Raw genomic sequence first — 22,569 nt, 5'->3', positions numbered from 1 at the left:
CCTGTCGCGTACGTCCGCGGCGTCCGCCGCGTGCACGTTCCCCACGCCTCTCACGCCTTCACCAGCCCCTTGGTCGCATTGGCCGCGTCTCCCCCGAGCGCGAGATAGACATCTTCCAGGCTGGGCGTGGCCAGGGTGAAATCGTCGAGCGCGGCGAAGGCCGCGCCGCCCGTCACCGCGGCGACCGCGGCCCGTGCCTCGTCCGGGCCGAGCCGGAGCACCCAGCGCCGCCCGGACTCCTGGGCGGACGGCCGCAGCGCCGCCACCTCGGGTACGTCCAGCGGGGCCCGTTCGCGCCACACCAGCTCGACGCGCACCTCTCCGGCGACCTGTTCCTTGAGGCCGGCGGGGGTGTCGCAGGCGATGACCCGGCCTCGTTCCAGGACGGCGACCCGGTCGAGGACGGTCTCGGCCTCGATCACGTTGTGGGTGACCAGCAGGACCGTGGCCCCGCGCTCCGCCCGGCGGCGGTCGACGGCGGCCCAGACGGCGCGGCGGGCGACCGGGTCCATTCCGGTGGTCGGCTCGTCGAGGACCAGGACGGGCCGGTCGCCGACGAGGGCGGCGGCGAAGCAGGCGAGCCGGCGCTGGCCGCCGGAGAGCTTCTTCAGGGGCCGCCCGGCGATCGCGGTGAGACCCAGTTCCTCCAGGACGGCGTCGCGCGCGGCGCGGGCGTCCCGTACGGCGAGGCCGCGCAGCCGTCCGGTGGTCTCGGCGGCGAGGGAGACGGTCAGTTCGTCGAGGGCGGTGGACTCCTGCCCGAGGTAGCCGATCAGCCGGGAGGCCCGCTCGGGGTGGCGTACGAGGTCGTGGCCCAGCACCTCGACGCTGCCGGAGTCGGGCCGCATCAACCCGGTGAGCTGGCGGACCAGGGTGGACTTGCCGGCGCCGTTGGGGCCCAGCAGTCCGAAGATCTCACCGCGCTCCACGTCCAGGCTGATGCCGTCGGTGGCGCGTACCTCGGGCGTCGCGGGGGCGCCGCGGCGGCCCCGGACGGCGGGATAGGTCTTGACCAGATCCCGCACCGCGCACACGGTGCCGGTGTCCCTCTGCGCCTGTGCTGTGCCCGTACTCACGAGGTACGAGGGTACGGGGTCACATGCCCCGGTTCGCGTCCGGGGCCGTCCCGCGCCCCGGGCGGCTACTCCCCCGCCGGTACGTGCTCGGCGGCGGCCCGCACGTCGATCTCCCGCCAGAAGCCGGCCCGGATCGCGTAGCGGTCGTGCTCGTCGATCTGGTCGTCCTTGTGGGCGAGGAGGCCGAAGCGGGCCGCGTACCGGAGCAGTTCGCCGTCGATGCGGTGCGGGATGCGGGGGTACATGGTGGAGAGCTTCTGCAGGTGGACGGTCTCCGGCAGGCGCTCCATCCAGCGGCGGGCGAAGACCTGGCCCACCTCGAAGGGGTCGCCGCCGACGGTGGTGATGTCCTCCTCCCGGTCCGCCCAGCGCTGTTCGGCGCTGGTGACGTTGGCCAGGGTCGGCAGGGACGCGGTCTCCGCCGGTTCGCCGAGGGAGCCGCCGCGATCCACCCAGCCCTTGTCGGAGGACCAGCGCAGCGTGGCGTTCGCGGGCTGCGGCGGGTGCTGGCGGTCCGGATGGGCGGTGTGGGCGCGCAGCGCGGCCAGGTCCTTGGGGGTGGGGACGCCCTTGTGGCCGCCGGGGGCGGCCTGGTTGTCGGGCGGGGAGGCGGGAGCGTTCTCGGCGGGGGCGGCGGCGCCGCTCCGGGCGGCGGCCTGGGCCTCGGAGGCGCGTTCGGCGGAGGCGGCGAGGGCCGCCTCGGGCAGCGGTGCGGAGAGGATCGCGGCGATCTCGGGGCGGGGGACGGGCGGCGGGGCGCAACTGGCGCCGGTGTCCTTGGCGCGTACGGCCTTGGTGATCCAGGCCCGGTCGAGGACTCGCCGTTCGTCGGCCTCGGCGACCAGGTCCTCGGACTGGTTGTAGTCGCCGTCGGCGGCCTGCACGGCCCAGAGGTGGACGGCGACCCCGTGTTCCTTGGCGGACATCAGGCCGGGCAATAGATCGCCGTCGCCGGTCACCAGGACGACGTCGGAGCAGGCCCGGTTCCTGGCCAGTTCGGTCAGCTCGGCGTGCATGGCGGCGTCGACGCCCTTCTGCGCCCAGCGTCCGTCGCTGCGGGTCAGGGCGCCCAGCCGTACGGTCACGCGGGGCATCACGCGGAGCCGGCGGTGCTCGGGCTGGGGCACCCGGTCCGGGGCGCCGTCGAACCAGTAGATGCGCAGCAGCGGCTGCTGGGTGTCGGCCTCGGCGCGCTCGCGCAGCCCCTGGATGAGGGCGGCGTGGTCGACGGTGATGCGGGAACGGGCGGGCTCTCCGGCCAGCAGACTCGCGGCTGCGCCCAGCAAGTAGCCGGCGTCCACCAGGACGACGCAACGGTCCACGCGTTCCACCCTCTTCCAGAATTCGGGAACGGTTCAGCGGCCCGCTCCTCGATGACCGGGTCCGCTTACCCAGGGTTTCCTTCGAGTCTGCCCGACCGCGCAGGGGTTAACGGCCGGAACTGGATCATCGGCGTGGCGAATCCGGAAGGGAAGAGGGAGAGCCCGGGGGAGGGCACGGGCGAAGCCGTGGGGAGCGGACCACCGCGGAAACCACTACGCACCGTAATGATCCAACATGCGGCCTTTGCGGCGCTATGTGAGTCTGACAGCGGTCCTGGCCCCCCAGGATTCCCCACAGGAGGCATTCACCATGGCCAAGAACAAGAACCGCAAGCAGGGCAGCCAGCACGCGTCCGCGTCGGAGCGGAGCGCGGAGCAGGCCAAGTCGACGGCGTACGAGTCGCAGAACCAGCCGCAGGCGCAGGCCCAGGGCAGCCCGTCCGACGTGGCGCGCAAGCATCAGCGACGCTTCGGCCACAACTGACCCGTCGGCCGCGTGCGGTAGAGGCAGGGCTCGAAGACGGCGAGAGGGGCGTCCCGGCGGGACGCCCCTCTCGCCGTTCCGGCCGCGGCTCCGTGTCTCAGCCGGCCAGGCAGGCCGGGCCGAGCAGCACCTTCAGGTCGCCGAAGAGGGCGGAGTCGGCCTTGACCCGGTGCCGGTCGAGCCGGAGCACCGTGGTCTTGCGGGGGCCCTGGAGCTTGATGCGCACCTCGGTGTCGCCCCGGTGGTGGCTGAGCACCTCGCCGAGGCGGGTGACCATGGGCGGGGTGATCTTCACGGTCGGGATGGTGAGGACGACGGGCGCGTTGGTCCCGGCGTTGGAGATGTCGGGAACCTGCATCTCCATGGCGACCAGCCGGGGCACGTCCTCGCGCTTGTCCAGGCGGCCCTTCACGAAGACGACGGTGTCCTCGACGAGCTGAGTGGACACCAGCTGGTAGGTGGCGGGGAAGAACATGCACTCGATGGAACCCGCCAGGTCCTCCACGGTGGCGATGGCCCAGGCGTTGCCCTGCTTGGTCATCTTGCGCTGGAGGCCGGAGATGATGCCGCCGACCGTGACGATCGCGCCGTCCCCGTAGTCCCCGCCCATGAGCTGGGAGATCGAGGAGTCGGCCTTGTCGGACAGCACGTGTTCCAGGCCGAACAGCGGGTGGTCGGAGACGTACAGGCCGAGCATCTCCCGCTCCTGGGCGAGCAGGTACGCCTTCTCCCACTCGACGTCGGAGAACTCCACGTCGAGCCCGAAGCCAGGCTCGTCGCTCTCCTCCTCCCCCATGCCGCCGAAGAGGTCGAACTGTCCCTCGGCCTCCTTGCGCTTGACCTGCACCACGTTGTCGATCATGGGCTCGTGGTGGGCGACGAGGCCCTTGCGGGTGTGGCCCATCTCGTCGAACGCGCCGGCCTTGATGAGCGATTCCACGGTCCGCTTGTTGCAGACGACCGCCTCGACCTTGTCGAGGAAGTCGGGGAAGCTGCTGTACTTCCCCTTCGCCTTGCGGGACCGGATGATCGAGTCGACGACGTTCTGGCCGACGTTGCGGATGGCGGTCAGGCCGAAGAGGATCACGTCGTCGCCCTGGGCGGCGAAGTTGGACAGCGACTCGTTGACGTTGGGCGGGAGCACCTTGATGCCCATGCGGCGGCACTCGTTCAGGTAGACCGCGGACTTGTCCTTGTCGTCCTTGACCGAGGTCAGCAGGGCCGCCATGTACTCGGCGGGGTAGTTCGCCTTGAGGTAGGCGGTCCAGTAGGTGACCAGCCCGTACGCCGAGGAGTGCGCCTTGTTGAACGCGTATCCGGCGAAGGGCACCAGAACGTCCCACAGCGCCTTGATCGCCGCGTCCGAGAAGCCCTTCTCCTTGGCCCCCGCCTCGAAGAGGACGAAGTTCTTGGCCAGCTCCTCGGGCTTCTTCTTGCCCATCACGCGGCGCAGGATGTCGGCCTCGCCGAGCGAGTACCCGGCGACGATCTGGGCGGCCTTCTGGACCTGCTCCTGGTAGACGATCAGGCCGTAGGTGAGACCGAGGACCTCCTTGAGGGGCTCCTCCAGCTCCGGGTGGATCGGGGTGATCTCCTGGCGGCCGTTCTTGCGCTCCGCGTAGTTCGTGTGCGAGTTCATGCCCATCGGGCCCGGCCGGTAGAGGGCCGAGACGGCGGAGATGTCCTCGAAGTTGTCGGGCTGCATCTGGCGCAGCAGGGAGCGCATCGGCCCGCCGTCGAACTGGAAGACGCCGAGCGTCTCGCCTCGGCAGAGCAGTTCGTAGGTCTTGGGGTCGTCCAGCGGCAGGTCGAGCATCTCCAGGTCGATGCCCTTGTTGGACTTCACCATCTTGATGGCGTCGTCCATGATCGTCAGGTTGCGCAGGCCGAGGAAGTCCATCTTCAGCAGGCCGAGCGACTCGCACTGCGGGTAGTCCCACTGCGTGATGGTGACGCCGTCGGTGTGCCGCGTCCAGAGCGGTGCGTGGTCCACGATCGGCTCGCTGGACATGATGACGCCGGCGGCGTGCACGCCCATCTGCCGGACCAGGCCCTCGACGCCCTTGGCGGTGTCGATGACCTTCTTGACGTCCGGTTCGCTCTCGTACATCCCCCGGATCTCGCCCGCCTCGCTGTAGCGCGGGTGCTTGGGGTCGGTGATGCCGTTGAGGTCGATGCCCTTGCCGAGGACGTCGGCGGGCATGGCCTTGGTGAGCCGGTCGCCCATCGCGTACGGGTAGCCCAGCACGCGGGCGGAGTCCTTGATGGCGTTCTTGGCCTTGATCTTGCCGTAGGTGCCGATCATGGCGACCTTGTCGGCGCCGTACTTCTCGGTGACGTACCGGATCACCTCGACGCGCCGGCGCTCGTCGAAGTCGATGTCGACGTCGGGCATGGAGACGCGCTCGGGGTTGAGGAACCGCTCGAAGATCAGCCCGTGCTCGATCGGGTCGAGGTCGGTGATGCCCATCGCGTACGCCACGATCGAACCGGCGGCGGAGCCTCGGCCGGGGCCCACCGCGATGCCGTTGTTCTTGGCCCACATGATGAAGTCGGCGACGACCAGGAAGTACCCCGGGAACCCCATCTGGATGATGATGTCCATCTCGTACTCGACCTGCTTCTGCCGGTCGTCGGGGACGCCGTTGGGGAAGCGGCGCGCCATGCCGACCCGGACCTCCTCCTGGAACCAGGTGATCTCCGTGAAGCCGTCCGGGATCTCGAACTTCGGCATGAGGTTCTTCGCCTCGAACATGCCGGTGGTGTCGATCTGCTGGGCGACCAGGAGGGTGTTGGCACAGCCCTGCTGCCAGGCGTCGGAGGAGTCGACGGCGTACATCTCCTCCGTCGTCTTGAGGTAGTAGCCGGTGCCGTCGAAGCGGAAGCGGTCGGGGTCCGAGAGGTTCTTGCCGGTCTGGATGCAGAGCAGGGCGTCGTGGGCGGTGGCCTCGTGGGCGTACGTGTAGTGGGAGTCGTTCGTCACGAGCGGCGGGATGTCGAGCTTCCTGCCGATCTCCAGCAGCCCGTCGCGGACCCGGCGCTCGATCTCGATGCCGTGGTCCATCAGCTCCAGGAAGTACTTGTCCGCGCCGAAGATGTCCTTGTAGTCGGAGGCCGCCTGGACCGCCTCGTCGAACTGGCCGAGCCGCAGCCGGGTCTGCACCTCGCCCGAGGGGCAGCCGGTGGAGGCGATCAGGCCCTCGGACCACCGGGCGATGGTCTCCTTGTCCATCCGGGGCCACTTCTGGAGCCAGCCCTCGGCGTACGCGTCGGAGGAGAGCCGGAAGAGGTTGTGCAGCCCGGTCTTGTTGGACGCCCAGATCGTCTTGTGGGTGTAACCACCGGATCCGGACACATCGTCGCGCTTCTGGTGCGGCTGTCCCCACTGCACCTTGCGCTTGTGTTTGCGCGACTCCGGGGCGACGTACGCCTCGATGCCGATGATCGGCGTGACGCCCGCCTTGGTCGCCGAGTGGAAGAAGTCGTAGGCCCCGTGGAGGTTGCCGTGGTCGGTCATCGCGATGTGCGACATGCCCATCTCGTTGCACGCCTCGAACATGTCCTTGAGCCGCGCCGCACCGTCCAGCAGCGAGTACTGGGTGTGAACGTGCAGGTGCGTGAAGGGCGGCTTGGTCACGGCGTCGGGCCTCCGGGAAGTCGGGCGATGACGGACGGGGGGACAGCGTGGAAGTCTACGGCGTGACGAACGCGGACGGCGGGCACTCCCGGCTTCCGCCGAGCGTTGAGGAGAGCGGGACAGGTGCCCGTTTTGTCATGCACTCGGTCACGTGGGCCCAGGGTCCGGCCGGACACGCCAGCTATCGCAGGAGGCAGCAAGAAATGTCGGAAACGCAGACCGGCGCAGCGCAGCGCGGGGAGCAGATTCTCGCCGTTTTCGACACCGCCTTCGGGGAGCTGCTGGCCGCCGATCCGGCCGCCTTCCGGGTCAAGTTCCGCAAGATGGCGGGCTCGGCCTTCGCGTTCTACCGGGGCACGGCCTGCCTGTTCTACGGCGACCTGGAGCGGGAGCGGCACGGCGGCCCGTTCCTGGACGAGCGCACCGGCCGGGTGTGGATCCACGGCGATCTGCACGCGGAGAACTTCGGCACGTACATGGACGCCAACGGCCGCCTCGTCTTCAACGTCAACGACTTCGACGAGGCGTACGTGGGCCCCTTCACCTGGGACCTGAAGCGCTTCGCCGCCTCCGTGGCGCTGATCGGCTACGCGAAGGCGCTGGCCGACGAGCAGATCAGCGAGCTGGTGACGGTCTTCGCCGTTTCCTACCGCGAGCGGATCCACGCGCTGGCGACGGGCGCGAAGAACGACGAGGTGCCGCCCTTCACACTGGACACCGCGGACGGCCCGCTGCTGGGCGCGCTGCGCGCCGCCCGGTCGCGCACCCGGTTCTCGCTGCTGGACTCGATGACGGTGATCCGGGACTTCGAGCGCCGGTTCGCGGACGGCGGCGGGTCGATCGACCTGGACGCCGCGACGCGCTACAAGGTGCTGGCCGCGTTCGACGGCTATCTGGAGACGCTGCCGGAGTCGAGCCTGACCCGCCCCGACTCCTACCGGGTGAAGGACGTGGTGGGCCGCCGGGGCATCGGCATCGGCTCCGCCGGGCTGCCCTCGTACAACATCCTCCTGGAGGGCAACAGCGACGCCCTGGAGAACGACGTGGTGATCTACCTCAAGCAGGCGCAGACCCCGGCGGTCTCCCGGCACATCACGGACACCGCCGTGCGGGAGTACTTCCAGCACGAGGGGCACCGCACCGTGATCTCGCAGCGCGCGCTCCAGGCGCACGCGGACCCGTGGCTGGGCTGGACCGAGCTGGACGGCTCCGGCCAGTTGGTCGCCGAGGTCTCGCCGTACGCGGTCGACCTGGACTGGTCCGACATCGACGAGGTGGACGAGATCGCCGCGGTCGTCGCGGACCTGGGCCGGGCGACGGCCACGATGCACGCGGCCGCCGACGACGAGAGCGGGCACTCGCTGGTCCCCTTCTCCACCGAGCGGGCGATCGACGCCGCCATCGCGGCCGACGAGGAGAGCTTCGCGCCGCTGCTGGTCGACTTCGCCCACAGCTACGGGGCGAGAGCCCGGGCGGACCACCAGATCTTCGTGGACCTCTTCCGCAACGGCCGGATCCCGGGGCTGTAGGACACCCGGCGCCGAGGGCTCCCGGGGCTCCCGGCGACGGAGGACTCTCAGCCTCTTTTAAGGTCCGCTTACCTCGGCGCATGACACACTTTCCGGCGATGGACATCTCAGGGACGCAGCTCAGGGTCGCGCGCGCGGCGGTCTTCACCGCGCTCGTCGTCACCCTGTCCACGGCGTCCCATGTGCTGCTCTCCCGGGTCCCGCTGCCGCTGACGGCGGTGGCCCTGCTGGCCGCCGCCGTCTTCGCCATGGCCTACGCGCTGGCCGGCCGGGAACGCGGCTTCGGGGCGATCGCCGGCCTGCTGGTCCCGCTGGAGCTGGCCGCCGACACGCTCTTCACCACGGGCCAGCACCTCTGTTACGGGGCGGCCGGCGGCCCCGTCGCGGGCCCGCTGCGCGCGGTGGGCTTCGACGTCCTGTGCGGTGGCGAGGCCGGCCCCGGCGGAGCCCGGATCGCGGGCGTCGGCGCGGTGGGCACCCAGCTGGCCGAGGTGGCCGGCGCGGGCGACCGCGCGGCGGCGCTGCTGGCACATCCCGGGCCCGCCGTGCCGTGGCTGCTGCTCGTCGCCCATGTGGTGGTCGGGCTGCTGGCCGCGGCCTGGCTGCGGCGCGGCGAGGCGGCCCTGGCCGGGCTGCTGCGCGCGGCGGCCCTGCTGGCGTTCCGGCCGCTGCTGGTCGCGGTCGCCGTGGTGCGCGCGGGTGTCCGGACGGCGGCCCGCCGCTCCCGGCCCGCCGGGCGTCCGCACCCGCCGCTGACCGCCCGCTTCCTGGTGCACTGCGTGGGGCGCAGGGGCCCGCCGCCCGTGGCGTACGCCGCTGCCTGAGGGCACGGCGACGCGACGACGGCAGCACCCGCCCATTCCCCGCACACGTATTCACGGAGAACGACTATGAGCAAGCGCAACACCCAGGCGAACAAGGCAGCGGCCCGTGAGCGGCTGCGCGCCGAGCGCGAGCGTCAGGCGAAGAAGGACCGGACCCGCAAGCAGGTCGTCGTGGCCGTCTCGGTCGTCGCCGCGCTCGCCGTGGTCGGCGGCATCAGCTACGGCGTGATGCAGCTGAACAAGCCGGACGCCTGGGAGGCGGCCGCCGACGCGAAGAACGTCACCGCGCCGAAGAACACCTCGGGCGACGACGGCACCACCGTGGTGATCGGCGAGTCGAGCGCGAAGAAGACCCTGGAGCTGTACGAGGACTCGCGCTGCCCGGTCTGCGCCACCTTCGAGCAGGGCGTCGGCGAGACCATCTCGAAGGACGTCGAGGCCGGCAAGTACAAGGTCAAGTACGTCGGCGCGACCTTCATCGACAACACCGACAACGGCGAGGGCTCCAAGAACGCCCTCAGCGCCCTCGGTGCGGCGCTGGACGTGAGCCCCGAGGCGTTCCTGGAGTACAAGGCCGCGCTCTACTCGGCGAAGTTCCACCCCGAGGAGAGCGACGACAAGTTCGCCGAGGACGACTACCTCATCGAGGTCGCGGACACGGTCGACGCGCTGAAGGGCAACAAAGCCTTCCAGAAGGACGTGGAGGACGGCACGTACGACGCCTGGGCGATGAAGATGTCCAAGTCGTTCGACAAGAGCGGCGTGCAGGGCACGCCGACGCTGAAGATGGACGACAAGAAGGTCACGAGCGAGGGCAGCGAGAACGCCCCCATGACGGCCGCTGAGTTCACGAAGGCCGTCGACAAGGCGCTGAAGGCGTAACGCGCGGGCTTCGCGGCGCTCAGCGCGTGGAACGGGCCGTCCGGCCCGGCGCGCCGAGCGCCGAGCGGCCCTACAGGGTGGCCAGGAAGCCGAGTGCGACCTTCCAGGTCTGCTCGGCGGCCGCCTGGTCGAAGTCGGGCAGCTCGGGGTCGGTGAACAGGTGCCCGGCCCCGGGGTAGCGGTAGACCTCCACGTCCGCACCGGTGCGCTGCATCTGGAGGTACCAGCTGTTCAGCCAGTCGTCGGGCTCGAAGGGGTCCGGGTCCGCGACGTGCAGCTGAACGGGGAGTTCGTCCACCGAGGCGTTCTCGGCGAGGTCCGAGGTGCCGTGGAACAGCAGCAGTCCGCGGGCCTTGGCGTCGCCCAGCGCCAGGGTCTGCGCGGTCGCCGCCCCGAGGGAGAAGCCGGCGTAGACGAGCCCCTGGTCGGAGTAGGGTGCGGCGGCGAGCACCGCGCGTTTGAGCAGCTCGTCCTTGCCGACCTCGTCCTTGTACGCCCTGCCCTCTTCCACCGTGTCGAAGGTGTGCCCCTCGAAGAGATCGGGCACGCGCACCTCGTGGCCCGCGTCCCTGAGGCGCGCGGCCGCCGCGTGCACGGCGGGCCGGAGCCCGTACGTCGAGTGGAAAAGCATGATGTTCATGAGCCCCATGGTGCCATTCGCGCCCCCGGGGCTGCCCTACAGCTAGGAGAACGAGGTAATGGAGAGCGTGCTGCGCCCGCTGATCGTCATCGGAGGTTCCGTGACGGTCACCCTGCTGGTCGGCTGGGTGGTCGACCGGCTGCTGCGGCGGGCCGACAGCCGTCACCACGAGACCCCGCTGTGGGGGCTGCTGCGGCGCTGCCGGCCTCCGTTGCAGGTGGTGATCATCACGGCGCTGCTGCGCGGCAGCTACCGGCAGTCGGGCATCGCCTGGGTGTGGGACCACCGGGCCGGGATAGGCCAGGTCCTGACCCTGGTGCTGATCGGCGCGTCCGCCTGGCTGGTGGTACGGATCGCGGCGACGGTCGTGGAGGCCAGTTACAGCCGCTATGCGACGGCCACCCGCGATCCGGCCCGGGTCCGCCGGGTCCGTACGCAGGTGACGCTGATCCAGCGGGTGGTCATCGCCGTGGTGACGGTGGTCGCCATCGCGGCGATGCTGCTGACGTTCCCCCCGATGCGGGCGGTCGGCACGTCGATGCTCGCCTCGGCCGGTCTGCTCGGCATCGTCGCGGGCGTCGCCGCCCAGTCGACCCTGGGCAATCTCTTCGCCGGTCTCCAGATCGCGTTCGGCGACATGGTGCGGATCGGCGACACCGTGGTGGTGGACGGCGAGTGGGGGACGATCGACGAGATCACCCTGACGTTCCTGTCGGTACGGACCTGGGACGAGCGGCGGATCACCATGCCGGTCTCGTACTTCACCAGCCAGCCCTTCGAGAACTGGTCGCGCGGCGGGGCGCAGATGACCGGCACGGTCTACTTCCAGCTGGACCACTCCGCTCCGGTCGCCGCCATGCGGGAGAAGCTGCGGGACCTCCTGGGGGACATCGCCGCCTGGGACGGCCGGGACTGGTCGCTGGCGGTCACCGACACCACGCCGACCACCATCGAGGTGCGCGCGGTGGTCACGGCGAAGGACGCGGACGACATCTGGACGGCTCGCTGCGCGGTCCGCGAGCAGCTGATCGGCTGGCTGCGCGACCACCATCCGTACGCGCTGCCGAGGATCGCCACCTCCCCCGCCCTGCTGCCGCCGGGCGAGCAGTGGGCGGAGCTGGCGGGCGCGAGGGGCCGGGCGGTCCGCGACGGCAAGCCGTCGCCGGCCGACGGGGGCGACTCGAAGGCCCCGCGCCTGGGCCGCGGCTGAACCCGCGTCCCGGGTGGTTCCGCTCCCCGCCCGGCGTGGTTCAGCGCAGGGAGCGGACGTCAAGGTACCGCAGCACCCGGTCCACGACCTCCGGGTCGGAGCCGGGCTCGCTGCGCGCGGCGAGCACCTCGTGGCGGGCGGCCGACATCATCTCGCGCTGGACGCGGACGACGGCCTTGAAGCGGTCCGCGCGCCGGGCGTACGCCTCGCGCCGCTCCTCGTCGACCATGTCGGGGCTGATCCGGCCCCCGATGTCGTACGCGGCGCGCTGGAGCCTCTCCACGACGTCCTCGGGGAAGTCCTCGACCTCCTGGATCTCCTTGAGGCGGTGCTTGGCGGCCTCGGCGGCCCGGACGGCGAGGTCCCGCTCCAGGGCCTCTTCGGCGGCGGTGTCGGCCCGCACCCTCAGCTTGCGCACCAGCCAGGGCAGGGTGAGCCCCTGGAAGACCAGCGTGGCCATGATCACGGAGAACGCGACGAAGATGATCTCGTCGCGCCCGGGGAAGGGCTGCCCGTCGTCGGTCTCCAGCGGGATCGCCAGCGCCAGGGCGACCGAGGCCACCCCGCGCATCCCGGCCCACCACATCACGACGGTCTCCCGCCAGCTGGTGGGGATCTCCTCGCTGACGTCGCGGCGGGTGTGCAGCCGCTTGGCCAGCCAGGTCGCGGGCAGCAGGTACAGCAGCCGTACGCCGACGACGACCCCGACGATCGCGAGCCCCCAGCCGGCCATCTCCAGGGCCCGCCCGTCGGCGGTGCCGAACACGCTGTGCAGCTCCAGGCCGATCAGCCCGAAGGCCACACCGGTGACCAGGGTGTCCACGATGTCCCAGAAGGTACGTCCGGTGAGCCGTCCCAGCACGTCGTCGGCGTCGGCGGTGCGCTCGGCCAGGAACAGTGCGGTGGTCAGCACGGCCAGCACTCCGGAGCCCTTCAGCTCCTCCGCCAGGGCGTAGGAGACGAAGGGCACCAGCAAGGTCAGGCCGACCTGGAGGGTGGCGTCGGCCAGCAGCCCCATCAGCTTGATGGTGAGCCAGCCGAGCGCGAGGCCGACGGCCACCGCGACGACGGCGGAGAGGACCAGCAGCCCGAACGCCTCGGGGAGTGAGAAGGTGCCGCTGACGGCGGCGGCGATGGCCACGTGGTAGAGCACGATGGCGGTCACGTCGTTGAAGAGCCCCTCGCCCTCCAGGATCGACACCAGCCGGCGCGGCAGTCCCACGGAGCCCGCCACGGCCGTCGCCGCGACCGGGTCGGGCGGGGCGACGAGCGCGCCGAGCGCGACGGCCGCGGCGATGGGCAGCCCCGGCACGATCGAGTGGGCCACGGCGGCGACGGCGGCCGTGGTGACGAAGACGAGGGCCACCGCCAGCAGGAAGATCGGGCGCCGGTTGGCGGCGAACTGCCGCCAGGAGGTGCGCTGCACGGTGGCGTAGAGCAGCGGCGGAAGCAGCGCGGGGAGGATGATCTCCGGCGGGATGTCGACGTTCGGCACGAAGGGCATGAACGCCATCGCGATGCCGGCCAGGGTCATCAGCACCGGCGCGGGCAGGCCCAGCCGGTCGCCGAGCGGAACCGTGACCACGGCTCCGAGCAGCAGCAGGAGCAACAAGGACATCTGTTCCACGGGGCGCCTTCCGGAGCGTGCGGGTCCGGCACATCACACGGCCGAAGCGGCTCCACCCTGCCACGCGGAACGAGTGTTTTATCCGATATGCCCCGCTTCCGGCGCTCAGGCCGGGCGGATTCCCCGCCGCATGGCCCGGTGCGGCATGCCCGCGTCGGGGAACTCGGGGCCGTACGCGACGTATCCCAGCCGCTCGTAGAACCCGAGGGCATGGGTCTGGGCGTGCAGGTCGACGGCGGCCAGGCCCAGCGCCCTCGCCTCGTCCTCGATGGCCCGTACGAGGGCCGCGCCGACCCCGTGGCCGCGGGCCCGGCGGGTCACGGCGAGCCTGCCCAGCGAGCCTGTGTCCGGGGCGCCGCCGGTCTTCCGGGCGGCGTCCGCGCCGTGCAGCAGCCGCCCCGTGCCGAGCGCGGCGCCGTCCGCCGCGACGGCCAGGACATGCACCGCGGTCGCGTCGTGGGCGTCGTACTCCAGCTCCTCGGGAACGTCCTGCTCGCCGACGAAGACCTCCTTGCGGACCTGGAAGCAGGCGTGGAGGTCGCTCTCCTCGACGGCCCTGCGGGTGCTGTACGGGGAGGGGGCCGAGGTCACTGGCTCTCCGCCGAGATGGTGTCCAGGGCGTGCTGGAGGTCGGCCGGATAGGTGCTGGAGAACTCCACCCAGCCGCCGTCGCTCGGGTGCTCGAAGCCCAGCCGCACGGCGTGCAGCCACTGGCGGGTCAGCCCGAGGCGCTTGGCGAGCGTCGGGTCCGCGCCGTAGGTGAGGTCGCCGACGCAGGGGTGGCGGTGGGCGGACATGTGGACCCGGATCTGGTGGGTGCGGCCGGTCTCCAGCTTGATGTCGAGGAGGCTGGCGGCGCGGTACGCCTCGATCAGGTCGTAATGGGTCACCGACGGCTTGCCCTCGGCGGTGACCGCCCACTTGTAGTCGTGGTTGGGGTGGCGCCCGATGGGGGCGTCGATGGTGCCGCTCATCGGGTCCGGGTGGCCCTGGACGAGGGCGTGGTACTTCTTGTCGACGACGCGGTCGCGGAACTGGGCCTTGAGCAGCGTGTAGGCGCGCTCGGACTTGGCGACGACCATCAGGCCGGAGGTGCCGACGTCGAGGCGGTGGACGATGCCCTGGCGCTCGGCGGCGCCGGACGTCGAGATCCGGTAGCCGGCGGCGGCGAGACCGCCGATGACGGTGGTGCCGGTCCAGCCGGGGCTGGGGTGGGCGGCGACGCCGACCGGCTTCATGATGACGACGATGTCGTCGTCGTCATGCACGATCTCCATGCCCTCGACGGGTTCGGCGACGATCTGGACGGGAGCGGCGGCCTGCGGCATCTCCACCTCCAGCCAGGCGCCCCCGTGGACCCGCTCGGACTTCGCGGCCACCGAACCGTCCACCTGGACCTTCCCGGCTGCGGCCAGCTCGGCGGCCTTGGTGCGGGAAAAACCGAACATCCGGGAGATGGCGGCGTCGACGCGCTCGCCTTCCAGGCCGTCCGGTACGGGCAGGGTGCGGATCTCGGGGTGCGTACTCACCTGTCGAGTATGCCTTGCGCCCGCCGCTCCCCGCGCCGCCCGGTCAGTCCTTGTGCACGGTCCCGTCGGGGTCGAGGCCCTTGAAGGAGAGGATCACGATGAGAATGCCGCCGCACACGATGGCGGAGTCGGCGAGGTTGAAGACGGCGAAGTGCTTGGGGGCGATGAAGTCCACCACCGCGCCCTCGAACACGCCGGGCGCCCGGAAGATGCGGTCGGTGAGGTTGCCGAGCGCACCGCCCAGGAGGAGTCCCAGGGCGATGGCCCACGGCAGGCTGTAGAGCTTGCGGGCCAGCCGGACGATCACCACGATCACTCCGGCGGCGATGATGGTGAAAATCACCGTGAACGCTTCGCCGAAGCCGAACGCGGCGCCCGCGTTCCGGAGCGCCCGGAACTGCAGCCAGTCGCCGACGATGTCGATCGGCGCCTGGTGCTCCAGCTTCGCGACCACGATCATCTTGGTGACCAGGTCCAGCAGGTAGGCCACGACGGCCACGCCCAGAAGAACGAGGATCTTGCGTTTGCCCCGCCCCGCGTTCACCGCGGCGTCGGCGGCCGTGCTTCCGCCCTCGTCCGTGCCCTCGGCGTCAGGATTGTCCGGCGTACCGATGATGCGCTCCGCCTCTGCCACGTGAGTCCCTCATACCTAGGAGCCTGCCTGGGGATGAGGGTACGACACACCTGTGCGGATCAGCCGCGCCGCTCCTGCTTCTGTTTGTCCTCGACACACAGGGTGGCCCGGGGGAATGCCTGCATCCGCGCCTTCCCGATCGGTTTGCCGCAGACCTCGCAGAGTCCGTACGTCCCCGCCTCCAGCCGGGCCAGCGCCCGCTCCGTCTGCTCCAGCGTCTCCTGGGCGTGCGCGGCCAGCGACAGTTCGTGCTCGCGGGTGATGTTCTTGGTGCCGGTGTCGGCCTCGTCGTCGCCCGCGCCGTCGCCGGAGTCCCTCATCAGTCCGGCGAGCGCCGCCCCGGAGGTCTCCAGCTCGCTGCGGAGCCGCAGCGTCTCACTCGTCAGCAGGCTCCGCGCCTCGGTGACCTCCTCGGGCGTCCAGGGGTCCTCCCCGGGCCGGACGGCCAGTTCGTCGGGGGCGGCGGCCCGGGCCGGCGGCACGGGGGCCGTGGCCTGTGCACCCGCTGCGGAACGGCTCGCGCTCTTCTTGGCTACCACCGTGTGGGCTCCCGTCTGCTCGGCGGCCCCGGCCGCCTCCGTGGCCGTCGCTGCGGCCTTCTTCGGCGCCTTCTTGGCCGCACTCTTCTTCGCGGCGGGTTTCCCGCCCACCGCCGTCTTCTCGGCACCGGTCTTCTTGGCCGCCGCCTTCTTGGCGCCGGCCTTCTTCGCTGTGCCGCCGGCCGTCCTCCGCGCGGGCGCGGACGCCTGCTCGGCCGGCGGCTCGTGGGGGCCGTCGTGCTCGGCCGCGGTCTCTTCCGCCGTCTTCTTCGCCACCATGGCCGCGGCCCCTTCACATTTTGTGATCTTGCGCGCGAATCGTGCTGGGACGATAAATCGACTCCAGCCCCGCGGCAACGGGGCACGCCGCCTCTCACCCCTCCCCGTGTCCGGTCGTGGCGCGCCTGCATCCGTTGTTCCCAGCTCCCCGCCCGGTAATCCGGCCTCCGGCCCCGGCGGGAAGTCCGTGCGCCCCGTCCCGCCAGTCGGGTCACGCCCGCGCGCCGCCGAAAACCGGTCGGCCGTCGCCCGTACGGGCCCGTACACTGGCCCCAGCGAGAGGCAGGGACGGGACGAGTAGCGCCGTACGCAGCCAGCAGCGACCCGGGGACGGTGGGAGCCCGGGGGCGAGCGCGTCGTGAAGATCACCCCGGAGCCGCCGGAAGAACGCCTTGGACTGTGGGCCGCGCCCACGGGCACAAGGTCATTAGACCCGGCATCGCGACCCCAATGAGGGGGCCACGGGCCGGTGCCCGGGGCCAAGGAGGGTGGTACCGCGGGAGCCGAGACGCTCTCGTCCCTCCGACGGAAGTGGAATACGTCCGCCGGAGGAAGCCGCACATGACAACGCCGCAGTACCACCAGGTACCCGCCCAGGTCGACCTGCCCGCGCTGGAGCACGCCGTGCTCGACTTCTGGCGCGAGAGCAAGGTCTTCGCCAAGAGCCTCGAACAGTCCGAGGGCCGCCCCGAGTGGGTCTTCTACGAGGGCCCGCCCACCGCCAACGGCATGCCGGGCGCGCACCACATCGAGGCCCGCGTCTTCAAGGACGTCTTCCCCCGCTTCCGCACCATGCAGGGCTACCACGTCGGCCGCAAGGCCGGCTGGGACTGCCACGGCCTGCCGGTCGAGCTCGCGGTCGAGAAGGAGCTGGGCTTCAACGGCAAGAAGGACATCGAGGCGTTCGGCATCGCCGAGTTCAACGCCAAGTGCCGTGAGTCGGTGACCCGGCACACCGACGCGTTCGCCGAGCTGACGACCCGTATGGGCTACTGGGTCGACCTGGACGACGCGTACCGGACCATGGACCCGGAGTACGTGGACTCCGTCTGGTGGTCGCTCAAGGAGATCTTCAACAAGAACCTGCTGGTCCAGGACCACCGGGTCGCCCCCTGGTGCCCGCGCTGCGGAACCGGCCTGTCCGACCACGAGCTGGCCCAGGGCTACGAGACGGTCGTCGACCCCTCGGTCTTCGTCCGCTTCCCCCTCACCTCCGGCCCGCTGGCCGGCGAGGCGGCCCTCCTGGTCTGGACGACCACCCCCTGGACGCTGGTCTCCAACACGGCGGTCGCCGCCCACCCCGAGGTCCGCTACGTCGTCGCGACGAACGGCGAGGAGAGGCTCGTCGTCGCCGAGCCCCTTCTGGAGAAGGCCCTCGGCGAGGGCTGGGAGGCCACCGGTCAGTCGTTCACCGGCGCGGAGATGGAGCGCTGGACCTACGAGCGCCCGTTCGCCCTCGTGGAGTTCCCGGCCGAGGCCCACTACGTCGTCAACGCCGAGTACGTGACGACCGAGGACGGTACGGGACTCGTCCACCAGTCCCCCGCGTTCGGCGCCGACGACCTCGTGGTCTGCCGCTCCTACGGCCTGCCCGTGGTCAACCCGGTCCGCCCCGACGGCACGTTCGAGGAGGAGCTGCCCCTGGTCGGCGGCGTCTTCTTCAAGAAGGCCGACGAGGCGCTCACCGCGGACCTGGACGCGCGCGGCAAGCTCTTCCGCCACGTCCCCTACGAGCACAGCTACCCGCACTGCTGGCGCTGCCACACGGCGCTGCTCTACTACGCGCAGCCGTCGTGGTACATCCGTACGACCGCGGTCAAGGACCGGCTCCTCCAGGAGAACGAGAAGACCAACTGGTTCCCGGAGTCCGTCAAGAACGGCCGCTTCGGCGACTGGCTGAACAACAACGTCGACTGGGCGCTCTCCCGCAACCGCTACTGGGGCACGCCGCTGCCGATCTGGCGCTGCGAGGACGACCACCTCACCTGCGTGGGCTCGCGCGCCGAACTGACGGACCTCACGGGCGCCGACCAGTCGTCGCTCGATCCCCACCGCCCGTTCATCGACGAGATCACCTTCACCTGCTCCCACGCGAACTGCCAGCTGGAGGCGTACCGCGTCCCGGAGGTCATCGACGCCTGGTACGACTCGGGTTCGATGCCGTTCGCGCAGTGGGGCTACCCGTACAAGAACAAGGAGGTCTTCGAGAGCCGCTACCCGGCGCAGTTCATCTCGGAGGCCATCGACCAGACCCGCGGCTGGTTCTACACGTTGATGGCGGTCGGCACCCTGGTCTTCGACAAGTCGTCCTACGAGAACGTCGTCTGCCTCGGCCACATCCTGGCCGAGGACGGCCGCAAGATGTCCAAGCACCTGGGCAACATCCTCCAGCCGATCCCGCTGATGGACCAGCACGGGGCGGACGCGGTGCGGTGGTTCATGGCGGCGGGCGGCTCCCCGTGGGCGGCGCGGCGCGTGGGTCACAACACCATCCAGGAAGTCGTCCGCAAGACGCTCCTCACCTACTGGAACACGGTCGCCTTCCAGGCCCTGTACGCCCGCACGTCGGGCTGGGCCCCCTCCGCGGCCGACCCGGCGCCGGCCGACCGCCCGGTCCTGGACCGCTGGCTGCTCAGCGAACTGAACGCGCTGGTCGACCAGATGACCGTCGCGATGGAGGGCTACGACACCCAGCGCGCCGGCAAGCTGCTCTCGGCGTTCGTGGACGACCTCTCCAACTGGTACGTACGCCGCTCGCGCCGCCGCTTCTGGCAGGGCGACAAGGCGGCGCTGCGCACGCTGCACGAGGTCGTCGAGACGGTGACCCGGCTGATGGCCCCGCTGACCCCGTTCATCACGGAGCGGGTCTGGCAGGACCTGGTGGCGCCGGTCACTCCCGACGCCCCGGAGTCGGTGCATCTGTCCTCGTGGCCGCAGGCGGATCTGTCGGCGATCGACCCGACGCTCTCCACGCAGATGGCGCTGGTGCGCCGCCTGGTGGAGCTGGGCCGGGCCACGCGCGCCGAGTCGGGTGTGAAGACCCGTCAGCCGCTGTCCCGGGCACTGGTGGCGGCGGCCGGCTTCGAGGGGCTCTCCGCCGAGCTGCGCGCCCAGATCACGGAGGAGCTGAACGTCACGTCGCTGGCCTCGCTCTCCGAGGTGGGCGGCTCCCTGGTCGACACCACGGCGAAGGCCAACTTCCGGGCCCTCGGCAAGCGGTTCGGCAAGGGCGTGCAGGCGGTGGCCAAGGCGGTGGCGAACACGGACGCGGCGGCCCTGTCCCTGGCGCTGCGCGAGGGCACGGCATCGGTGGAGGTCGACGGCGAGCAGATCGCCCTCTCCCCCGACGAGGTCATCATCACGGAGACCCCGCGCGAGGGCTGGTCGGTCGCCTCGGACTCGGGCGCGACGGTCGCCCTGGACCTGGAGCTCACCCCGGGACTGCGCCGCGCGGGCCTGGCCCGTGACGCGATCCGGCTGATCCAGGAGGCGCGCAAGAACAGCGGCCTGGACGTCGCCGACCGCATCGCCGTCCGCTGGACCTCGACGTCGCCGGCGACGGTGGAGGCGCTCACCGAGCACGCTCCGCTGATCTCCGAGGAGGTGCTCGCCCCGGACTACGCGGAGGGCGAGGCGGACGCCACGTACGGCGAGGTGTTCGAGGACGAGGGCCTGGCGCTCACGTTCCGCCTGCGGAAGCGGTAGCCCGTACGCAAGCGAGGGGCCCGGCCGGAAGCGTTCCGGCCGGGCCCTTCCCCGTACCCCCTCAGGGGCTCCGCCCCCGAATCCCCGCGCCTCAATCGCCGGCGAGGCTACAAGATGTCCTCAATCGCCGGACGGGCTGGATATGGGCCGGGCTGTATCAAGCCCCTCCGGCGATTGAGGAGCGGGGTCCGGGGCGGAGCCCCGAAACCAGCCCGTCCGGCGTTCGAGGACAAAGGGGGCCAGGGGCGCGCCGCCCACGCCAAAGGGCTGGACCCCGGGAAATCCCGGGGCCCAGCCCTTTGCCTGCCGACGGCTACGCGCTCAGCGAGCGCGAACCGCTCAGTTGTCGTCCTCGTCGATCAGGAACCCGCGCATCGGCGAGGGCGCCTGCTGCATCGGCTGCGGCGCCTGCGGCCGCACCGGCGCCATCGGCTGCGTCATCGCGGGCGACATCTGCTGCTGACCGCCGTAGGACGGAGCGCCGCCCATGGACTGACCGCCACCCATCTGCTGGCCGCCGTGGCCACCGTGGTTGGAGCCGCTCATGGAGTGACCCATCGCACCCGCACCGGCCGGAGCCAGCGAGGGCGACGGCGGCAGCGATGCGGCGGCCGGCGTCCGCGGCGGGGCGAGCGAGTCGTCCGCCTGGGTCTCCAGCTGGCGCAGCTGGCTCTCCAGGTAGGACTTCAGCCGCGTGCGGTACTCGCGCTCGAAGCCGCGCAGGTCCTCGACCTTGCGCTCCAGCGTCGCGCGGGCGGACTCCAGGGAGCCCATCGCCACGCGGTGCTTCTCCTGCGCGTCCCGCTCCAGGGCGTCGGCCTTGGCGCGCGCGTCGCGCTCCAGGCCCTCGGCCCGGCTGCGTGCTTCGCCGACGATCTTGTTGGCCTCGGAACGGGCCTCCGCGATCGCCTGGTCGGCGGTCTGCTGTGCGAGCGAGAGGACACGGGCGGCGCTGTCGCCGCCGGGGCCCTGCCCCTGCCCCTGCTGCTGCATCTGCGGCGGCTGCATCTGCTGCATCTGCTGCATCTGCTGCTGTTGCTGCTGCTGGGGGTTGTGACCCATGGGACCGCCCATCGGACCACCCTGCATCGGACCGGGGCCGTGCGGGCCCTGCGGACCGGGACCGTGGCCGCCCTGGGGGCCGTGGCCACTGGGACCTGCGGGCAACTGCGGCGCACCACCGGGCAGCTGGGGCGGACCCATCTGCGGGGGCTGCTGCTGCTGCGGCGGTCCCGATATGGCGGCGGGAACGGGCGCACCCGGGCGATCCTGCTGCTCCGGAGGCTTGCGCATACCCTGCTGCTGCTGTTGCTGTTGCTGCTGTTGGTTCTGTGCAGCGGCACGCGTCGCGGCGGCCAGCTTGGCGCGCAGGTCCTCGTTCTCACGGAGCAGACGGGTCAGTTCCGATTCGACCTCGTCGAGAAAGGCATCGACCTCGTCCTCGTCATAGCCTTCTCGGAGGCGGACGGTCGTGAACTGCTTGTTCCGCACGTCCTCGGGGGTCAACGGCATCTCTTCTTCACCTCTACGTAGTCGTCGGCAGTCGGCAAGACCGTATCGCTCACAACCTGACCACAACGCTGATCAGGATGTAGACGATGATCATCAGAACGAAGAAGGACAGGTCGAGTGCCACGCCCCCGAGACGCAGCGGCGGGATGAACCGCCGCAGAAGCTTGAGCGGTGGATCGGTGACAGTGTAAGTGGCCTCCAGTACGACCACCATCGCCTTGCCGGGTTGCCATGAACGTGCGAACTGGAAGACATAGTCCATGACCAGCCGGAAGATCAGCACGATGAGGAAACACATCAGCGCGATATAGACCACATCCAGTGCGACGCCCATGTCCCGCGCTTCCCTCTCCCCTGGCTCTCGTAGCTCCGGCCTCGTGGCCGGCACCGGCCTCTCGGCCGGGTTGTTCCCGGTGTCGTGTTCTCAGCTCTGGTTGAAGAATCCGCCCTCTGCGATGCGGGCCTTGTCCTCCGCCGTGACATCGACGTTAGCAGGCGACAACAGGAACACCTTCTGCGTCACGCGTTCAATGCTGCCATGGAGACCGAAGACGAGTCCCGCGGCAAAGTCGACAAGTCGCTTCGCGTCCGTGTCGTCCATCTCCGTGAGATTCATGATCACCGGAGTGCCCTCACGGAAGTGTTCCCCGATGGTACGGGCCTCGTTGTAGGTCCTGGGGTGCAGCGTGGTGATGCGGTACGGCTCCCGCTCGGACACGACCTTGGGCATGATCACCGGTGCGTTCTTCTCCATGTTGGGGCGTTCGGGTGTGATGGATGCCACGGGTGCGATTCGGGCGGGTCGCCCGCTTTCCGGAGGCAGCTGAACCGGCTCGCGCTGGGCGGGCGGTTGTACGACTCGTACCGGTTCGTCCCGTTCGCGCTCGCGTTCCCGCTCCACCTGGTGCGGGGGCTGGTGCCGCCGCCGGTCGCGCTCGGGCTCCGGCTCAGGTTCGAATTCGTCATCGGGGTCGAACCCCGGACCGTCGTACCCATCGTCCTCCACGAGGCCGAGGTAGACCGCCATCTTGCGCATCGCGCCGGCCATGCTCCGAGTCCTCCGCTCTGTGGTGGATCGGCATTCGTCACCAAGTGCCCGCGATCCACTGTGGTCGGCCCACGGTGAGTGGGAATGACCAT

At 70.7% G+C, this 22,569-nt stretch carries 18 protein-coding genes; 6 read left to right on the top strand and 12 right to left on the bottom strand.

All coding sequences use genetic code 11. The features are described 5' to 3' along the window. Positions 1 to 50: 50 nt before the first annotated feature. Positions 51 to 1,034 (bottom strand): ABC transporter ATP-binding protein, encoded by a 984-nt coding sequence (locus ACIQMU_RS13900; protein ID WP_352241210.1) that lies wholly within the window; start codon positions 1,032 to 1,034, stop codon positions 51 to 53. A gap of 107 nt (positions 1,035 to 1,141) precedes the next feature. After that, entirely contained in the window at positions 1,142 to 2,407 is a 1,266-nt protein-coding gene (locus ACIQMU_RS13895; RefSeq protein WP_402688915.1) for an NYN domain-containing protein, read from the bottom strand. A gap of 301 nt (positions 2,408 to 2,708) precedes the next feature. On the opposite strand from ACIQMU_RS13895, the gene ACIQMU_RS13890 reads away from it, so the two are divergent. Beyond that, positions 2,709 to 2,882 (top strand): hypothetical protein, encoded by a 174-nt coding sequence (locus ACIQMU_RS13890; protein ID WP_352241084.1) that lies wholly within the window; start codon positions 2,709 to 2,711, stop codon positions 2,880 to 2,882. A 97-nt stretch (positions 2,883 to 2,979) separates the two neighbouring features. Here ACIQMU_RS13890 and dnaE read toward each other — a convergent pair whose 3' ends face one another. Continuing rightward, positions 2,980 to 6,519 carry a DNA polymerase III subunit alpha gene (gene dnaE, locus ACIQMU_RS13885; RefSeq protein ID WP_352241083.1) on the bottom strand — a complete coding sequence of 1,180 codons (3,540 nt, stop codon included), beginning with the start codon at positions 6,517 to 6,519 and terminating at the stop codon, positions 2,980 to 2,982. 203 nt (positions 6,520 to 6,722) lie between these two features. On the opposite strand from dnaE, the gene ACIQMU_RS13880 reads away from it, so the two are divergent. The 3 genes from ACIQMU_RS13880 (at position 6,723) to ACIQMU_RS13870 (ending at position 9,754) form a co-directional block, all read left to right on the top strand. After that, positions 6,723 to 8,048, top strand: coding sequence for a DUF2252 domain-containing protein (locus ACIQMU_RS13880; protein WP_352241082.1), 1,326 nt, complete (start codon positions 6,723 to 6,725; stop codon positions 8,046 to 8,048). A gap of 98 nt (positions 8,049 to 8,146) precedes the next feature. Next, complete coding sequence (locus ACIQMU_RS13875) at positions 8,147 to 8,872, top strand: hypothetical protein (protein ID WP_352241081.1); 726 nt, start codon at positions 8,147 to 8,149, stop codon at positions 8,870 to 8,872. Between the two features lie 66 nt (positions 8,873 to 8,938). After that, complete coding sequence (locus ACIQMU_RS13870; RefSeq protein WP_352241080.1) at positions 8,939 to 9,754, top strand: DsbA family protein; 816 nt, start codon at positions 8,939 to 8,941, stop codon at positions 9,752 to 9,754. Between the two features lie 70 nt (positions 9,755 to 9,824). Here ACIQMU_RS13870 and ACIQMU_RS13865 read toward each other — a convergent pair whose 3' ends face one another. Further along, positions 9,825 to 10,403: a dienelactone hydrolase family protein gene (locus ACIQMU_RS13865; RefSeq protein WP_352241079.1), complete on the bottom strand. Its 579-nt coding sequence runs from the start codon at positions 10,401 to 10,403 to the stop codon at positions 9,825 to 9,827. Between the two features lie 49 nt (positions 10,404 to 10,452). On the opposite strand from ACIQMU_RS13865, the gene ACIQMU_RS13860 reads away from it, so the two are divergent. Beyond that, complete coding sequence (locus ACIQMU_RS13860; RefSeq protein ID WP_352241078.1) at positions 10,453 to 11,604, top strand: mechanosensitive ion channel domain-containing protein; 1,152 nt, start codon at positions 10,453 to 10,455, stop codon at positions 11,602 to 11,604. Between the two features lie 40 nt (positions 11,605 to 11,644). On the opposite strand, the gene ACIQMU_RS13855 is transcribed toward ACIQMU_RS13860, so the two are convergent. The 5 genes from ACIQMU_RS13855 to ACIQMU_RS13835 all read right to left on the bottom strand — a co-directional run bounded on the left by ACIQMU_RS13855 (position 11,645) and on the right by ACIQMU_RS13835 (position 16,212). Then, on the bottom strand, positions 11,645 to 13,231 hold the full coding sequence (locus ACIQMU_RS13855; RefSeq protein WP_402688914.1) for a Na+/H+ antiporter: 1,587 nt from the start codon (positions 13,229 to 13,231) through the stop codon (positions 11,645 to 11,647). A 105-nt stretch (positions 13,232 to 13,336) separates the two neighbouring features. Next, complete coding sequence (locus ACIQMU_RS13850) at positions 13,337 to 13,822, bottom strand: GNAT family N-acetyltransferase (RefSeq protein ID WP_352241076.1); 486 nt, start codon at positions 13,820 to 13,822, stop codon at positions 13,337 to 13,339. After that, complete coding sequence (locus ACIQMU_RS13845) at positions 13,819 to 14,760, bottom strand: RluA family pseudouridine synthase (RefSeq protein ID WP_352241075.1); 942 nt, start codon at positions 14,758 to 14,760, stop codon at positions 13,819 to 13,821. The genes ACIQMU_RS13850 and ACIQMU_RS13845 overlap by 4 nt, the downstream gene beginning before the upstream one ends. Positions 14,761 to 14,803: 43 nt before the next feature. Then, positions 14,804 to 15,394 carry a signal peptidase II gene (lspA, locus tag ACIQMU_RS13840; RefSeq protein WP_402688913.1) on the bottom strand — a complete coding sequence of 197 codons (591 nt, stop codon included), beginning with the start codon at positions 15,392 to 15,394 and terminating at the stop codon, positions 14,804 to 14,806. Between the two features lie 59 nt (positions 15,395 to 15,453). After that, positions 15,454 to 16,212 (bottom strand): TraR/DksA C4-type zinc finger protein, encoded by a 759-nt coding sequence (locus ACIQMU_RS13835; protein ID WP_352241073.1) that lies wholly within the window; start codon positions 16,210 to 16,212, stop codon positions 15,454 to 15,456. A 561-nt stretch (positions 16,213 to 16,773) separates the two neighbouring features. Between ACIQMU_RS13835 and ileS the strand changes: the two genes are divergently transcribed. Further along, positions 16,774 to 19,917, top strand: a complete 3,144-nt coding sequence (gene ileS / locus ACIQMU_RS13830; RefSeq protein ID WP_402688912.1) for an isoleucine--tRNA ligase — start codon at positions 16,774 to 16,776, stop codon at positions 19,915 to 19,917. Between the two features lie 339 nt (positions 19,918 to 20,256). On the opposite strand, the gene ACIQMU_RS13825 is transcribed toward ileS, so the two are convergent. The 3 genes from ACIQMU_RS13825 to ACIQMU_RS13815 form a co-directional block, all read right to left on the bottom strand. Next, positions 20,257 to 21,429, bottom strand: coding sequence for a DivIVA domain-containing protein (locus ACIQMU_RS13825; protein ID WP_402688911.1), 1,173 nt, complete (start codon positions 21,427 to 21,429; stop codon positions 20,257 to 20,259). Between the two features lie 49 nt (positions 21,430 to 21,478). Further along, the gene (locus ACIQMU_RS13820) at positions 21,479 to 21,763 is read right to left on the bottom strand and encodes a YggT family protein (protein ID WP_006123846.1); all 285 of its coding nucleotides are present in this window, start codon (positions 21,761 to 21,763) and stop codon (positions 21,479 to 21,481) included. Positions 21,764 to 21,853: 90 nt separating this feature from the next. Continuing rightward, positions 21,854 to 22,477, bottom strand: coding sequence for a cell division protein SepF (locus tag ACIQMU_RS13815; RefSeq protein WP_402688910.1), 624 nt, complete (start codon positions 22,475 to 22,477; stop codon positions 21,854 to 21,856). Between the last annotated feature and the right edge of the window lie 92 nt (positions 22,478 to 22,569).

Source organism: Streptomyces sp. NPDC091649, from assembly GCF_044756785.1.
In the GTDB taxonomy this organism is placed as follows: domain Bacteria; phylum Actinomycetota; class Actinomycetes; order Streptomycetales; family Streptomycetaceae; genus Streptomyces.
This window is presented reverse-complemented; position numbering and strand designations above follow the sequence as displayed.

Bases quoted from the DNA above. Each gene is read 5' to 3' on its own strand.
- ACIQMU_RS13870 (WP_352241080.1), top strand. From the start codon at position 8,939: ATGAGCAAGCGCAACACCCAGGCGAACAAGGCAGCGGCCCGTGAGCGG.
- ileS (WP_402688912.1), top strand. From the start codon at position 16,774: ATGACAACGCCGCAGTACCACCAGGTACCCGCCCAGGTCGACCTGCCC.
- ACIQMU_RS13890 (WP_352241084.1), top strand. From the start codon at position 2,709: ATGGCCAAGAACAAGAACCGCAAGCAGGGCAGCCAGCACGCGTCCGCG.
- ACIQMU_RS13875 (WP_352241081.1), top strand. From the start codon at position 8,147: ATGGACATCTCAGGGACGCAGCTCAGGGTCGCGCGCGCGGCGGTCTTC.
- ACIQMU_RS13880 (WP_352241082.1), top strand. From the start codon at position 6,723: ATGTCGGAAACGCAGACCGGCGCAGCGCAGCGCGGGGAGCAGATTCTC.
- ACIQMU_RS13825 (WP_402688911.1), bottom strand. From the start codon at position 21,429: ATGCCGTTGACCCCCGAGGACGTGCGGAACAAGCAGTTCACGACCGTC.
- ACIQMU_RS13820 (WP_006123846.1), bottom strand. From the start codon at position 21,763: ATGGGCGTCGCACTGGATGTGGTCTATATCGCGCTGATGTGTTTCCTC.
- ACIQMU_RS13835 (WP_352241073.1), bottom strand. From the start codon at position 16,212: ATGGTGGCGAAGAAGACGGCGGAAGAGACCGCGGCCGAGCACGACGGC.
- ACIQMU_RS13860 (WP_352241078.1), top strand. From the start codon at position 10,453: ATGGAGAGCGTGCTGCGCCCGCTGATCGTCATCGGAGGTTCCGTGACG.
- ACIQMU_RS13815 (WP_402688910.1), bottom strand. From the start codon at position 22,477: ATGGCCGGCGCGATGCGCAAGATGGCGGTCTACCTCGGCCTCGTGGAG.
- ACIQMU_RS13865 (WP_352241079.1), bottom strand. From the start codon at position 10,403: ATGGGGCTCATGAACATCATGCTTTTCCACTCGACGTACGGGCTCCGG.